This window comes from Rhizorhabdus argentea (genome assembly GCF_037861105.1).
GTDB classification, from domain to species: domain Bacteria; phylum Pseudomonadota; class Alphaproteobacteria; order Sphingomonadales; family Sphingomonadaceae; genus Rhizorhabdus; species Rhizorhabdus argentea.
On sequence record NZ_JBANFK010000043.1, the window covers coordinates 1 to 13,510 of the forward strand.

Below are 13,510 nucleotides of genomic sequence, written 5' to 3' on the forward strand. Positions count from 1 at the left end.
TGGCTCGCGAAGGTTGTCCGCAATTCGTCGACCACGCGCTGGCGCAACCGCGTCGCCGTGTCCGGCCCGGCCCTTTCCAGGAATGGGAAGAGCAGCCATCCGCTCAGATTCCATGAGTAGCCGAAGTTGCGCTTGATCACGGTCGGCGCCGGGTCGAGCGCGCCATAGATATAGACCTGCTTGGGCGCGTTCGAGCCATAGCGGCTATAGCCATCGAGGTCGCGGTTGGCGGCCGCCTCCATCGCGTTCAATATCTCGCTCGCCATGTTTCCGCCGCCGATCGCATCGAAGCCGATGGTGGCGCCGGTAGCGGCAATCGCCTCGATCAGCTGCGCCCTGAAATCCGGCGCGTTACTATCGATCACATGCGCCGCCCCGATCGCGCGCAGCAGCTCCGCCTGCTCCGTACTGCGCACGATGTTCACCAGCGGGATGCCATCCGCAAGACAGATACGCTGGAGCATCTGGCCGAGATTGGACGCCGCGGCAGTGTGGATGATCGCTGTGTGCCCTTCCAGGCGCATCGTCTCGACGAAGGAAAGCGATGTCAGCGGATTGACGAACATCGACGCGCCGTCCGCGGCACTCGCATCCTCCGGCAACGGAATACAGTCGCGCGCCGGGAGCTTCCGGAACTGCGCATACATTCCGCCGCCAATCATCCCGACTCGCCGCCCGATCAGATGGCCGCCCTTTTCTCCGGCGGCGATCACCGTCCCCGCGCCTTCATTGCCGACCGCCAGCGACTGACCGACCCGAGCCGCCACGATCGCCATTCCCCGGGCCGGAATGTCCGCCGCCAGCACCGGATGCTCAGCGCTGCCGGCAGTACGAAGCGTTTCGGGATCGGCCGGTCCAAATAACAGACCGAGATCGGAGGGATTGATCGGCGCCGCTTCGACGCGGACGACCACTTCATCAGGTCCCGGCGGGCGGACCTCGACTGGTTCCAGGCTGATCCGTACCGTCCCTTCGGCGGTGACCAGCGATCTTAGCTCGAGCCCCGTCAGCGCCTGGTCCATGGATCCTACTCCGCTGTCGCGCGGCATGTTTGAGCCGCCGTGCTGCGAGCGTCAAGCGTGGTTCCGGCGGCCGCCGCGCTACAGTCCGTGCTTGTCCAGGAAGCTGAACACCGCCGCATTGAAAGCATCGTTGCGATCTCCGGCGACCATGTGCCCGGCGCCGCCTATGTCGACGAAATCGGCATGCGGGATGAGCTCACGCATATGTGCCACGGTTTCGTCACTGACGATATCGCTCTGAAGGCCCCTGACGAGCCGCGTCGGCACCCGCACCTTCTGCGCCGCAGCTTCGAGTTCGGCAGCATATTCGGGGGTAATTGCTCCGCCATGCCCAAGCATCGCCGGATCCCAGTGCCAGAAGTAGCGGCCATCGCGCAGCCGCAAATTCTTGAGCAATCCCCGGGGATCGGCGGGGCGCGGCCGCTCGGGATTATAGGCTGCGACAGCATCGGCAGCCTCATCCAGCGAGGCAAAGCCATCGGGGCGGGCGGTCATGAACGCATGGATACGAGCCACGCCCTCGCGCTCCATACGCGGCGTGATGTCGACCAGCACAAGCCCTCGGGCGATAGCCTCAGCTTCGGCGGCCGCAACCATCGAAGCGATGCCGCCTAGCGACGCGCCGACGAACACCGGGCGCGCGGGCAGCTGGCGAGCGACGGCGATCGTGTCATCGCGATAGGCCGACATGGCGTAATTGCCGTCCTCGGCCCAGCCGCTCTCGCCATGGCCGCGCAGATCGATCGACACCGCATAATAGCCGCGTCTGGCAAGCTCGATTGTCGCTGAAGACCAGCTATGCCGGGTCTGTCCGCCGCCGTGGAGCAGGAGGACCGGCTGGCCTCGAGCATCGCCCACCGCATCCCCGGCGATCTCGACGCCGGCCCCCGCGAAAACGCGACGCTCGACCCTCACCGCGACAGTTTCGCTACATATGCAGCAGGCCGAGCCGATATCGCCGTCCCAGTTACGACGACATCGCCTCTAATGCGCCATCGCCTTGACGATTTCCTCGACCATCTTCTTGGCGTCGCCGAGCAGCATCATCGTGTTGTCCATGTAGAAGACGTCGTTGTCGACGCCGGCATAGCCGACACCGCCCATCGAGCGCTTCAGGAACAGCACGGTCTTGGCCTTCTCGACGTCGAGGATCGGCATGCCGTAGATCGGCGAGGTCTTGTCGGTCTTGGCCGCGGGATTGGTGACGTCGTTGGCGCCGATCACGAAGGCGACGTCGGTCTGGGCGAATTCCGAGTTGATGTCCTCGAGTTCGAACACATCGTCATAGGGTACGTTCGCCTCGGCGAGCAGCACGTTCATATGCCCCGGCATGCGGCCTGCGACCGGATGGATCGCATATTTGACGCGCACGCCCTCGGCCTTGAGCAGGTCGCCCATCTCACGCAGCGTGTGCTGCGCCTGGCTGACCGCCATGCCATAGCCCGGGACGATAATGACCTGCTCGGCCTGGCTGAGCAGGAAGGACGCATCCTCGGCCGAGCCGCGCTTCCACGGCCGATCGGTCTTCGCCGCGCCACCGGCCGCCGCCGCATCGCCGCCGCCGAAGCCGCCGGCGATCACGCTGATGAAGCTGCGGTTCATCGCCTTGCACATGATGTAGCTGAGGATCGCACCCGACGAGCCCACCAGCGCACCGGTGATGATCATCGCGGTGTTGTGCAGCGTGAAGCCCATCGCCGCCGCCGCCCAGCCCGAATAGCTGTTGAGCATCGAGACGACCACCGGCATGTCGGCGCCGCCGATCGGAATGATCAGCAGGAAGCCGATAACGAAGCTCAACGCGGTGACCGTGAAGAACACCCAATGCGCGTCGTCAGTGACGAAATAGGCGATCAGGCCGAGGATCGCGGCCAACGTGCCGAGATTGATGACATGCCGCCCCGGCAGCATGATCGGCGCGCCCGACATGTTACCGTTGAGCTTGAGAAAGGCGATTACCGATCCCGAGAAGGTGATCGCACCAATCGCGACGCCCAGGCCCATTTCGATCCGGCTGACATCGTGAATGTGGCCGGTGAGGGGATCCAGGATGCCGAACGCGTCTGGATTCAGGAAAGCCGCGACCGCGACCAGCACGGCTGCCATGCCGACCAGCGAGTGGAAGGCGGCAACCAGCTGCGGCATATCGGTCATCGCGATCCGACGCGCGGTGACGAAACCGACGCCGCCGCCGATGGCGATGGCGATGGCGATTTCCACCAGGCCGGTGCCGTGCAGCACCAGTGTCGTCGCCACCGCGATCAGCATGCCGAGCATGCCGAAGCGGTTGCCACGCCGTGAGCTTGTCGGACTCGACAGGCCGCGCAGCGCCAGGATGAACAAAATGCCCGAGATCAGGTAGGCGAGCGAAGCCCAGGCGGGCGTTTCGGCGAGTTCATGCATATCTATACCCCTGCCCGCGCCTTAGCCCTTGCGCTCTTTTTTCTTGTACATGGCGAGCATCCGCTCGGTGACCGCGAAGCCGCCGAAGATGTTGACGCTGGCGAACACCACCGCAAGCAAGCCCAGATATTTGGACGTTGCGCTGCCTGCCGCCGCGCTGGCAATCAGCGCGCCGACGATGATGACGGACGAAATAGCATTCGTAACCGCCATCAGCGGCGTGTGCAGTGCCGGCGTCACCGACCAGACGACATAATAGCCCACGAAACAGGCCATTACGAAAATCGACAGGATCGAGATGAAATCCATGGTTTGCCCCTATTCCTGTTGATCAGCCGAGCAGGCGTTCGTTGACGACCTTGCCGCCCTGCGTCAGCCTGACGGCGTTGCCGATCTCCTCGTCGAGGACCGGCCGCCCGGCTTCCTTGTCCCAGAAGGCGCTGAGGAAGTTGAACAAGTTGCGCGAGTAGAGCGCAGAGGCGTCGGCCGCGAGGGTCCCGGCCATGTTCTTCGCGCCGATGATCTTGACGCCGTGCCGCACCACCGTCTGGCCCGACACGCAGCCCTCGACATTGCCGCCGCTTTCTGCGGCGAGGTCGACGATGACCGAGCCGGCCCGCATCGTGGCGACCTGCGCGTCGGTGATCAGTCGCGGCGCCGGGCGCCCGGGGATCAGTGCGGTGGTGATCACGATATCCTGCTTGGCGATGTGGCTGGACACCAGTTCGGCCTGAGCTTTCTGGTATTCCTCCGACATCTCCGTCGCATAGCCTCCCGAGCCTTCGCCCTCGATGCCTTTCACGGCCTCGACGAAGATCGGCTTGGCGCCAAGCGACTGGATCTGTTCCTTGGTCGCCGAGCGCACGTCTGTGGCTGAAACCTGCGCACCCATGCGACGCGCGGTGGCGATGGCCTGAAGCCCGGCAACGCCGACGCCCATGATGAAGGCGCGCGCCGCGGAAACCGTGCCCGCCGCCGTCATCATCATCGGGAAGGCGCGGCCATATTCGGATGCGGCCAGCACAACCGCCTTATAGCCGGCAAGGTTGGACTGCGACGACAGAATGTCCATCGACTGCGCACGGGTGATGCGTGGCATGAACTCCATCGCCAGCGCCTCGAAACCCTTGGCGGCGTAAGCATCTATGCGAGCGCGTTCACCGAACGGGTTAAGTCCCGCGACGATCCAGGCGCCGGGCTTGGCGCCCGCGATCGATTCCGGATCGGGGCCCTGCACACCGAACAGGATCTCCGCATCCTGGAGCGTCGCCGCCCGGTCGCCCAGCTTCGCACCGGCGGCCTCATAATCGGCGTCCGAAATCGAGGCCGCCTCGCCGGCGCCTCGCTCGACAGCCATCTCGGCGCCCAGGGCAATGAATTTCTTCACGGTTTCGGGCGTGGCGGAGACGCGGCTCTCAACGGCCGCAACCTCCTTCAGCACTGCGATCTTCAACGGATCAGCCCTTCGGGGCGATAAGAAAAATCACCAATAGCCCGGTGATCGCGCTGGCAATCGCACCAACCTTCAACAGGGTCAGAAAGCCGCCATAGGTCTGGTTGTGAGCCTTGTAATCCATCGGCACGCCATGATTGTCAGACATGTTTCTTCCCCGGGAACTGATTGTCATTTCGGCGCCCTTCTAGACGGAGGCCTTGTCCGTCTCAAGGCCTAATAGAACTCCGTGCGCAGCAATCTTCCGCATTTTAATTTTGTTTAGCATTCAATGCTACCGAGGGTGCGGAAGGGAAGAATGCATGGCTCGCGACTGCCCGCCAGGGCTTTTGCTAATCGACAGCGAACCTGCTCAGGCGGGTTTGATGAGCGCCGTTGCGCAGCGTGCCGGATGGCGGGTGCTCCGCGCGCCGGATGTGGGCGCGGCGATCGATCTCGTCCGCCGTAGTGATCTGCGACTCGATGCCGCACTGGTCGACCTCTGGGCCGCAGACGAGCGGGCGATCCTTTCCATCACCCAATTGAAAAGCCGGTTTCACGATCTGCCGATAGTGGTCGTCACGGCCCAGGATTCCGTCGACCTCGCCGTAGCGGCGATGCGCGCCGGCGCGCGTGACGTGGTGATCAAGCCGATCGCCGGAGTGCGCCTGCTCGCGGCACTGGATAACGCCATCGCCGCGGCCGGCCCAGTCGGCGAGTTGCGGCCGCTCGCCGAGAAATGGATGGAATCCCTTGATTTCGTTGATATCGTTGGCTCGACCCCAACCTTCCGCAAGGCAGTCGACACCGCCATGCGAGCCGCCGCTACGCCGGCGTCGATCCTGATCGAAGGCGAAAGCGGCGTCGGCAAGGAAGTGCTGGCGCAGGCAATTCATCGCGCCTCGCCGCGCGGCAAGGCGCCGCTGATCACCGTCAATTGCGGCGCTATCCCCGCCAATCTCGTCGAGTCCGAGCTGTTCGGCCATGAGCGCGGGGCCTTCACAGGGGCATTCGAGCGGCGGCTCGGCATGTTCGCCAGCGCCGATGGCGGCACAATCTTCCTCGACGAGATCGGCGACTTGCCCGCCGAGGCCCAGGCCAAGCTGCTCCGTGTCCTCCAGTCGGGCGAGATTCGTCCAATCGGCGCCACCGCGACTCGCCAGGTTTCGGTGCGGGTGATCGCTGCGACCAACCGACGCCTGTCTGACGATGTCGCGCGGGGCCGGTTCCGCGAAGACCTGTTCTACAGGCTGGCGGTGGTGCCGGTCATGCTGCCGCCTTTGCGCCAGCGCATCGGCGACATCAGGCCTCTCACCGAGCATCTGCTCGGACGGATTGCCCGCCAGCTCGGCCTGACGCAGCTCATGGCGGACGACAGCGCGGTGGCGCTGCTCGAGGGCTATGACTGGCCCGGCAACGTTCGCCAGCTTCACAATGTGCTGTTCCGCGCCGCGATATTCTGCCGCAACGGCCGGCTCTCCGCCTCGGACTTCTCGCATGTCGCGCACGCCCATGCCCAGGCGCCGGCCAATGACGACACGCCCTCCCCGGCCCCGGCCGTCAGCGCACACGCAATCCGCAGCGTCGCGCTATTCGGTCCCGACGGCCATGTTCGCCCGATGGAGGCGATCGAAGCCGACCTGATTCGCCTGGCTATCGGCCATTATCGCGGCCACATGACGGAAGTCGCGCGCCGCCTGCAGATCGGCCGTTCCACCCTGTATCGCAAGCTCGGCGAGTTGGGGATCGAGCAGACCGGATAAGCGGCGGCCGGCCGCGCCGACGCCACATGACTTGCGCCGGATCATTCCGCATGGGACACAACATCGATGTCGCGCGTTGCTCCCCGATGACCGCCCATATCCATGCGATCGGCACCGCCGCCCCAGATTTCGACATACACGATATCTTCATAAGCTGGGCGAGCGAGCGGCTCCAAGGACGCGAACGCGCAGTGTTCCTGAGGATGGCTGGGCGATCCGGGATCGAGCGACGCTTCACCATATTGACCCGCACGCCCGCCGGCGGAACGCCGATTGATGCCGGGGGCTTCTATGGCAATGGCATGCCGCCGACTTCAGAACGGATGGCGACTTACGCGCAGGAGGCGCCCGCTCTCGCGCTAAAGGCTGTGGCAGACCTTGGACGGCGCACCGCGGTCGACCGAATCACCCATCTAGTCGTGGCGAGTTGCACTGGTTTCGTTGCGCCGGGCATCGATCAGGTCATCGCGCGCAGGCTCGGCCTGGACGGATCGGTCGAGCGTACGCTGGTCGGCTTCATGGGCTGTTATGCGGCGGTTGCCGCGTTGCGCGTCGCCCACCATATCGCGCGCTCCGACAGTGAGGCCCGCATCCTGGTCGTGACCGTGGAGCTCTGCTCGCTTCACATGCAGGACACGTCCGAAATCGGCTCGTTGCTCGCCCAGCTCCAGTTCGCCGATGGCGCCGCCGCGGCGCTGGTAAGCGCCGAGGCCGAGGGTATGGCCATCGACCGCTTTTTCGCGGCGACGCTGCCGGACAGCGATGAGCTGATCCGCTGGACGATCGGCGACGAGGGGTTCGTCATGCATCTTTCGGGCGAAGTGCCAGGGCGGATCGCGCAGGCGCTGGAGTCCCCCGAAATGAAGGGTGCCATCCTCGGCAATCGCGCTGCGCGCGACATTCCGAGCTGGGCTGTCCACGCCGGCGGGCGCTCGATCCTCGACGCCGTCGAACAAGGTCTCGGCTTGGGCAGTGCGGCGCTGGCGGCATCGCGACGGACGCTGAACCGCTATGGCAACATGTCCTCAACGACGCTGATGTTCGTGCTGGCCGGGCTGATGGCCGACTCAGCGGCCGTTGACGGCATCGCGGTGGCGTTCGGACCGGGCCTTGCCGCCGAAGGCTTCGCGATCGCGAGCGTGTGATGCGCCCGCCTGGCCGCTCCGTCGTGATCGCGGGCGGCGGTCCGGCGGGAAGCGCCGCGGCGATCCTGCTCGCTCGCGGCGGCGCGCGGCCGCTGCTGATCGAGCGGAACCGCGAAGCACAGGATGTGGTATGCGGAGGCTTCATCGGCGCCGATGCGATTGCGCTGCTGTCACGGATCGGCATCGATCCCGCCGCGCTCGGCGCAAGGCCGATCGGAAGGGTGCGGTTGATCGCGGGCAAACAGGTGGCGGAGGCCGACCTTCCCTTCGCGGCAACCGGCCTCTCGCGCCGCACCCTGGACGCCGCCCTGATCGCGCGGGCTGTCGAACAGGGCGCCGCGGTCGAGCGTGGCGTAGCCATCCGCATGGTCGACGCCGAGACGCGCCGCATCCATCTGGCTGACGAGACGACGATCCGCCCGGAGGCACTGTTCCTCGCCACCGGCAAACACGAACTGCGCGGCCTGGCTCGCTCGGTGCCCGCCACACGCGATCCGGCGCTGGGGCTGCGGGTACGGCTCGAACCCTCGCCCGGGCTCGCCGCCGCACTCGCGCATCGCATAGAACTCCACCTGTTCCGAGACGGTTATGCCGGCCTGCTCATCCAGGACGACGGCGGCGTCAATCTTTGCCTCTCGGTGGCGCAGTCCCGCCTCAAGGCGGCCGATGGACAACCCGCCCGGCTGATCGCAGCCTTATCCGGAGAAGCGCCACTGCTGGCCGAGCGGTTCAGCGCTGCGGCGAGCACCGGCCGGTGGTCAAGCGTGGCCCGCGTCCCCTATGGCTGGCGCGCCCGGCACGCCGATCCCGGCATTTTCCGCCTCGGTGATCAGTCGGCGGTAATCGCCAGCCTCGCCGGTGACGGCATCGCCATCGCCCTGGCGAGCGCCGTAAGCGCCGCGCACTTCCATTTGGGAGGAGGCGCAGGCGCGGCGAGCGCCTTCCAGGCCGCCTTCGCATACCGGACGTGGCGGCCGGTGGGGGTCGCCAATCTGCTGAAGCAGGGTGGCGAAACGCCGTGGATCGCGGGGCCGCTGATCAGCCTCCTGGGGCGCGTCCCCAGCCTGGTTCGGCGCGCCGCGGCGCTGACGCGGATCGGGATCCACGAGTAATAATCACCCACTGTTTGAGCCATAATACATTGGATACCGCGCCTTTGCTTGACGATGGCCCTGATCGGCGCGCACTCGTCCAAGCGGCTCATGGCGAATCGGGGGATTAGCATGCGGAAGATTCTACTCGCGCTTGCGGCAGCTTTGGTCGCTGCACATCCAGCGGCTGCGAAAGAGGAAAAAGACAGCCAGAACACGTTGACCCATGGCATGGCGCAAATGACGCTGCATGTCGGGACGACCACCCAAGAGGAAGTGCTGGAAACCTTCGGCGCTCCCAACATAACCACGCTCGACGCGCAGGGACAAGAAGTGTGGGTCTATGACCGGCAGGCCACTGTCTCGAGTTCCGGCAGCAGCGGCTTCTCGATCGGCATGCTCCTGGGTGCCGCTGGTGGCAGCGTCGGCGGCGGGGGCGGTCTTGGTTTTGGTTCCTCGAAGTCCAAGTCTTCCCAGACCCAGCGCACGATGACGCTGATCATCAAGTTCGGCTCTGACAAGAAAGTCAGTGACTTCAAAAGCCGCAGCAGTTCGTTCTAAAAAAGGGGCAAATGATGAGGAAAATCGCGTCACTGGGCGTCTTTGCGGCGCTTGCTGTTGCAACACCTGCTATCGCGAAGGACGAGCCGATAACTGGAATGGCGCTGCAGCAGATTCAGGCCAAGGACTTCGAAACGACCGCCGCTGTTGTTTTCCCGGCAGTGATGACGGTCTTGCAAGATGCAGGATTTCGAATTCTGACGGCAGACAAGGACACTGGCCTGATAACTGCTCAAGGGTCATCCGAAGCGAAACTGACTTACAATATCTGGTTTGGCATTGGACAAAAGAAGCAAACGCCGATCATATCGGCATTCATTGAGCAGCGGGGCGCAAACTTGACACGTGCTCGTCTCAATTTCGTTATGACTACCGGAAAGAGCCGCAATGCGTTCGTAAACGAAAAACCCGTAACCGATCCCGCGCCGTATCGAGATGTTTTCGAGAAAATCGAGAAGGAAATCTTCGTCCGCCAGGCGATGGCCGCGCCGGCCAGCCCTTCAACGGCCGAAGCCGTCTCAGCAGCTGCGCGGTAAGTAAATCGCCCTTGGAGTGGTTTGGACAGAAGCCGAGCCACTCCCCGGCAGCCCCAGCGATCAATCGTTGCGGTGGTCGCGCTGCCATTGCTTCTCCGCGCGCTTGCGTTCCTTGCGGTCGCGTTCTTCCTGCTTGCGCATCTCGCGGCCCCGGTTGCGGTCTGCCTCGTCCTGGCTTGTGGTTGCCCAGTCGACGCCTTTGCCGACGGCGTGAACCGGCGCCATGACGATAGTCTTGGCCGTGCTGACGCAACCGGCAAGGAGGCTGAAGCAGCCGATTATCAGAAGCTTACGCATGAATACTCCCATAGCCGTCGACGGCTCCACTGGCTAGCCGGCTTCGGTGCGGAGGCTATATCGCCGTCAGGGTGGCGACCAGCGCCTTGACCTTTTTCTGTCGCCATTGCGGGGTGGGTGCGACGAGCCAATAGCTTTTCGGGGTGGTCCGCGGTTCGCCCTGGACCCTCACCCGGCCCTCGGCGATGTCGCGCTCGACGAGCAGCGCCGGAACATGGGCGGTGCCGAAGCCGGCGGCTGCGGCGTCGATCGCAAGGCCGGCGTCGGCCACCATCAGCGCGGCCCCCTTGTCGTCGGCGGGCGCACCCGGCCAGCCGATCGGCGCGCCATCGGCCAGCCCGATCGTGACGATCGCGCCGTCGGCGAGCTTGACGCCCTCATGCTCGCCCGGTCCATCGGCATAGCAGATGGCGAGATCGAGATTGGCCTGGGTGAAATCGAGGCCCTCGTCGGACGACAGCAGCACGAAGCGAAGCTCGGGATCGGTCCGGCCGAAGTCGGCCAGCCGCGGCGCCAGCCACTTCGCTGTGAAATCGCGCGGCGCCGCGATCGTCAGCGTCTTGGACGACTGGCCCGCCTGCATCGCGCGAACCGCTTCCTCGAACTGCAGGAAGCCGGCGCGCAGGGCGTCGAGACCCGCCTCGCCCTCCGGCGTCAGCTCCAGCCCCTTCGCGGTGCGGCGGAACAGCACAACGCCCAGCGTATCTTCCAGCGCGCGGATCTGCTGGCCGACCGCCGCCGGCGTCACCGCCAGCTCATCGGCCGCGCGGGTGAAGGACAGGTGCCGCGCAGCGGCATCGAGGACGCGCAAACCATTGAGAGGCAGATGAGTCCGTTTCACGCCGCCTTCGCCCCCACCGTCGCGCTCATATCGCCACTGCCGGCCCGATCAGGGGAAAGCGCGGGATCGACGCCTCGAAGGTCGAGCCGTCCTCCGCCACCATATGATAGCTGCCCTCCATCGAGCCAGTGGGAGTCTGCAGCGGGCAGCCCGAGACATAGTCATAGGACTTGCCGGGTTCGATCACCGGCTGTTCGCCAACCACCCCTTCGCCGCGCACGTCATGCCGGCCGCCTCGCCCATCGGAGATCAGCCAGTGGCGCGTAAGCAGTTGCACCGCCTGGCTGCCCTCATTCTCGATACGGATATGATAGGACCAGAACCAGCGGCCGCGCGCCGGCTCCGATTGTTCGGGCATGAACGACACCGCCACCCGCACCACCACGCCGCGCGTCTGCGCCATGTGGGGGAACAGCGCCTTCATGATCACAGCCCGACCGTCTTCAGCGCGCGATCGAGATCGTCGATCACGTCCAGAGGATCCTCGAGCCCGACGTTGAGGCGCAGCATGCCTTCCTCGACTCCCATCTCTTCGCGCACCTCCGCAGACAACCCGGCATGGGTCGTCGAACTCGGGTGAGTCATCAAGGAGCGTGAATCGCCGATATTGTTCGAAATGTCGATCAATTCGAGCGCATCGAGCAAGCCGTGCGCCTGGGTCCGACCGCCATCGAGGAAGATCGAGATGATCGTGCCGCCTGCCGACATCTGCTTCATCGCGAGGTTGTGCTGAGGATGGCTTGGCAGGGCCGGAAACAGCGTGCGCGGGACTCGGTCGTCGAGGAATTTCGCCACCTTCAACGCATTTTCGCTCTGGCGGTTGATGCGCAGGTCGAGCGTTTCGAGCCCCTTCATTACCACCCAGGCGTTGAACGCGGATAAGGTCGGCCCGGTGTTCCGGGTGAAGGACAAAAGGGTGGTGTTGATGAACTCGTTGGTGCCGCAGACCGCGCCCGCCAGCACGCGCCCCTGCCCGTCCATCATCTTCGTCGCGGAATAAGCGACGATATCCGCGCCATAGTCCATTGGCCGCTGGAGCAGCGGCGTGGCGAAGGCATTGTCGACGACCGTCAGCAGCCCGGCGTCCCTGGCGATACCGCAGACCGTCTCCAGGTCGACGATGTCGAGCGTCGGGTTAGCCGGAGTCTCGAAGAAGAACAGCTTGGTGTTCGGCTTGATCGCCCGCTTCCATGCATCATTGTCGCGCCCGTCGACGATCGTCGCCTCGATCCCGAAGCGCGGCAGCAGCGTGTCGGTAAGCCAGCGGCATGACCCGAAGGCCGCGCGCGCCGCGACGATGTGATCGCCCATCGAGAGCTGGCACAGCAGCGCTGCGGTCATCGCCGCCATTCCGGTCGCCATGCAACGCGCCGCCTCCGCGCCTTCCATCAGCGCGAGCCGCTCCTCGAGCATCTCGACAGTCGGATTCTGCAGCCGCGAGTAGGTCATCCCCTTCTGTTCGCCGGAGAAGCGCGCGGCCGCATCGCCCGCGCAATCATAGGCATAGCCGGAGGTGAGGAAGATCGCCTCGCTGGTTTCCCCGAAATGCGAACGCACTGTGCCGCCGCGGACCGCCTGCGTCGCGGGCCTCCACTTGGTGGTGATCGAACGATCCTGGCCGGTAAGCTTTTTCATGCCCTCGCTTTGCCGCTACAGCCCTGTTCCGTCAATGCGTGAGCGGGGTTGCACCTGCGCTTCCCGCGTCCGATAGGAACAGCCTTCATCACACAGGAGAGTCGATCATGGCGACCGCGATCCAGGACATTCCACTCAAGACGATCAACGGCCAGGATGCCAAGCTCGGCGACTATGCCGGCAAGGTGCTGCTGGCGGTCAACGTCGCATCGAAGTGCGGCCTCACCCCCCAATATACCGCGCTCGAGGCGCTGTATAAGAAGTACAAGGACAAGGGTCTGGTGGTGATCGGCTTCCCCGCCAATAATTTTGGCGCGCAGGAGCCGGGTACCGAAAGCGAGATCCAGGAATTCTGCACGACCAACTATGGCGTCGACTTCCCGATGTTCTCCAAGCTCTCGGTGAAGGGCGAAGACCAGCATCCGCTCTATGCCAGGCTGGTTGCCGAGAAACCGGACAAGACCTTCAAGGACATGAGCTTCAAGGAAAAGCTCGAGGGTTACGGCATCAAAATCGACAAGGACGAAGACGTCATGTGGAACTTCGAGAAGTTCCTCATCGCCAAGGACGGCACTGTCGCCGGCCGCTTCGCCCCCGACATCGCGCCTGACGACTCGATCATCACCAGCGCCATAGAGGCTGAGTTGGCGAAGTAAGGCTTCGGCTGGGTCGTGGGGGGGGGGGGGGGGGGCCGGGCACAGAGGCGGGACACACGCCCGGGGGGGGGGGCGAGGGGGGGAGAGGGGGGGGGTAGAGGCAGGGGTCCGCGGGTGGCAAGGGAGAC

At 64.7% G+C, this 13,510-nt stretch carries 16 protein-coding genes; 6 read left to right on the top strand and 10 right to left on the bottom strand.

Annotation, left to right across the window (positions count from 1 at the left end; all coding sequences use genetic code 11):
- From AAC645_RS19960 to AAC645_RS19985, 6 genes are all read right to left on the bottom strand, one after another.
- A partial coding sequence (locus tag AAC645_RS19960; RefSeq protein WP_340318335.1) for a zinc-binding dehydrogenase occupies positions 1-1,022 on the bottom strand: 1,022 nt, incomplete at its 3' end.
- A gap of 78 nt (positions 1,023-1,100) precedes the next feature.
- Positions 1,101-1,937, bottom strand: coding sequence for an alpha/beta fold hydrolase (locus AAC645_RS19965; RefSeq protein WP_340318336.1), 837 nt, complete (start codon positions 1,935-1,937; stop codon positions 1,101-1,103).
- Between the two features lie 69 nt (positions 1,938-2,006).
- Complete coding sequence (locus AAC645_RS19970) at positions 2,007-3,425, bottom strand: NAD(P)(+) transhydrogenase (Re/Si-specific) subunit beta (RefSeq protein WP_340318337.1); 1,419 nt, start codon at positions 3,423-3,425, stop codon at positions 2,007-2,009.
- Between the two features lie 21 nt (positions 3,426-3,446).
- Positions 3,447-3,734, bottom strand: coding sequence for an NAD(P) transhydrogenase subunit alpha part 2 (locus AAC645_RS19975; RefSeq protein WP_340318338.1), 288 nt, complete (start codon positions 3,732-3,734; stop codon positions 3,447-3,449).
- A gap of 22 nt (positions 3,735-3,756) precedes the next feature.
- A complete protein-coding gene (locus AAC645_RS19980) occupies positions 3,757-4,878 on the bottom strand; it encodes an NAD(P) transhydrogenase subunit alpha (protein ID WP_340318339.1) in 1,122 nt (373 codons plus the stop codon).
- 4 nt (positions 4,879-4,882) lie between these two features.
- Positions 4,883-5,026 carry an aa3-type cytochrome c oxidase subunit IV gene (locus AAC645_RS19985; protein WP_340318340.1) on the bottom strand — a complete coding sequence of 48 codons (144 nt, stop codon included), beginning with the start codon at positions 5,024-5,026 and terminating at the stop codon, positions 4,883-4,885.
- Positions 5,027-5,180: 154 nt separating this feature from the next.
- On the opposite strand from AAC645_RS19985, the gene AAC645_RS19990 reads away from it, so the two are divergent.
- The 5 genes from AAC645_RS19990 to AAC645_RS20010 all read left to right on the top strand — a co-directional run bounded on the left by AAC645_RS19990 (position 5,181) and on the right by AAC645_RS20010 (position 9,953).
- Positions 5,181-6,620: a sigma-54 dependent transcriptional regulator gene (locus tag AAC645_RS19990; protein ID WP_340318341.1), complete on the top strand. Its 1,440-nt coding sequence runs from the start codon at positions 5,181-5,183 to the stop codon at positions 6,618-6,620.
- Between the two features lie 50 nt (positions 6,621-6,670).
- Positions 6,671-7,765, top strand: a complete 1,095-nt coding sequence (locus AAC645_RS19995; protein ID WP_340318342.1) for a type III polyketide synthase — start codon at positions 6,671-6,673, stop codon at positions 7,763-7,765.
- Positions 7,765-8,877 carry an NAD(P)/FAD-dependent oxidoreductase gene (locus tag AAC645_RS20000; protein WP_340318343.1) on the top strand — a complete coding sequence of 371 codons (1,113 nt, stop codon included), beginning with the start codon at positions 7,765-7,767 and terminating at the stop codon, positions 8,875-8,877. The genes AAC645_RS19995 and AAC645_RS20000 overlap by 1 nt, the downstream gene beginning before the upstream one ends.
- A 111-nt stretch (positions 8,878-8,988) precedes the next feature.
- Positions 8,989-9,417, top strand: a complete 429-nt coding sequence (locus tag AAC645_RS20005) for a hypothetical protein (RefSeq protein ID WP_340318344.1) — start codon at positions 8,989-8,991, stop codon at positions 9,415-9,417.
- A gap of 11 nt (positions 9,418-9,428) precedes the next feature.
- Positions 9,429-9,953: a hypothetical protein gene (locus AAC645_RS20010; RefSeq protein ID WP_340318345.1), complete on the top strand. Its 525-nt coding sequence runs from the start codon at positions 9,429-9,431 to the stop codon at positions 9,951-9,953.
- A 60-nt stretch (positions 9,954-10,013) separates the two neighbouring features.
- Here AAC645_RS20010 and AAC645_RS20015 read toward each other — a convergent pair whose 3' ends face one another.
- Genes AAC645_RS20015 through AAC645_RS20030 form a run of 4 tightly spaced genes read right to left on the bottom strand, consistent with a single transcriptional unit; the run spans position 10,014 to position 12,726 of the window.
- Positions 10,014-10,250, bottom strand: coding sequence for a hypothetical protein (locus AAC645_RS20015; RefSeq protein WP_340318346.1), 237 nt, complete (start codon positions 10,248-10,250; stop codon positions 10,014-10,016).
- A 55-nt stretch (positions 10,251-10,305) separates the two neighbouring features.
- The gene (locus AAC645_RS20020) at positions 10,306-11,091 is read right to left on the bottom strand and encodes a LysR family transcriptional regulator (RefSeq protein WP_340318347.1); all 786 of its coding nucleotides are present in this window, start codon (positions 11,089-11,091) and stop codon (positions 10,306-10,308) included.
- Positions 11,092-11,116: 25 nt separating this feature from the next.
- On the bottom strand, positions 11,117-11,515 hold the full coding sequence (apaG, locus tag AAC645_RS20025) for a Co2+/Mg2+ efflux protein ApaG (protein WP_340318348.1): 399 nt from the start codon (positions 11,513-11,515) through the stop codon (positions 11,117-11,119).
- 2 nt (positions 11,516-11,517) lie between these two features.
- Complete coding sequence (locus AAC645_RS20030) at positions 11,518-12,726, bottom strand: trans-sulfuration enzyme family protein (protein ID WP_340318349.1); 1,209 nt, start codon at positions 12,724-12,726, stop codon at positions 11,518-11,520.
- A gap of 107 nt (positions 12,727-12,833) precedes the next feature.
- On the opposite strand from AAC645_RS20030, the gene AAC645_RS20035 reads away from it, so the two are divergent.
- Positions 12,834-13,382, top strand: a complete 549-nt coding sequence (locus AAC645_RS20035; protein ID WP_340318350.1) for a glutathione peroxidase — start codon at positions 12,834-12,836, stop codon at positions 13,380-13,382.
- The last annotated feature ends 128 nt before the right edge of the window (positions 13,383-13,510 follow it).

Bases quoted from the DNA above. Each gene is read 5' to 3' on its own strand.
- AAC645_RS20005 (WP_340318344.1), top strand. From the start codon at position 8,989: ATGCGGAAGATTCTACTCGCGCTTGCGGCAGCTTTGGTCGCTGCACAT.
- AAC645_RS19975 (WP_340318338.1), bottom strand. From the start codon at position 3,734: ATGGATTTCATCTCGATCCTGTCGATTTTCGTAATGGCCTGTTTCGTG.
- AAC645_RS20000 (WP_340318343.1), top strand. From the start codon at position 7,765: ATGCGCCCGCCTGGCCGCTCCGTCGTGATCGCGGGCGGCGGTCCGGCG.
- apaG (WP_340318348.1), bottom strand. From the start codon at position 11,515: ATGAAGGCGCTGTTCCCCCACATGGCGCAGACGCGCGGCGTGGTGGTG.
- AAC645_RS19995 (WP_340318342.1), top strand. From the start codon at position 6,671: ATGGGACACAACATCGATGTCGCGCGTTGCTCCCCGATGACCGCCCAT.
- AAC645_RS20030 (WP_340318349.1), bottom strand. From the start codon at position 12,726: ATGAAAAAGCTTACCGGCCAGGATCGTTCGATCACCACCAAGTGGAGG.
- AAC645_RS20015 (WP_340318346.1), bottom strand. From the start codon at position 10,250: ATGCGTAAGCTTCTGATAATCGGCTGCTTCAGCCTCCTTGCCGGTTGC.
- AAC645_RS20035 (WP_340318350.1), top strand. From the start codon at position 12,834: ATGGCGACCGCGATCCAGGACATTCCACTCAAGACGATCAACGGCCAG.
- AAC645_RS20010 (WP_340318345.1), top strand. From the start codon at position 9,429: ATGATGAGGAAAATCGCGTCACTGGGCGTCTTTGCGGCGCTTGCTGTT.
- AAC645_RS19990 (WP_340318341.1), top strand. From the start codon at position 5,181: ATGGCTCGCGACTGCCCGCCAGGGCTTTTGCTAATCGACAGCGAACCT.
- AAC645_RS19970 (WP_340318337.1), bottom strand. From the start codon at position 3,425: ATGCATGAACTCGCCGAAACGCCCGCCTGGGCTTCGCTCGCCTACCTG.
- AAC645_RS19985 (WP_340318340.1), bottom strand. From the start codon at position 5,026: ATGTCTGACAATCATGGCGTGCCGATGGATTACAAGGCTCACAACCAG.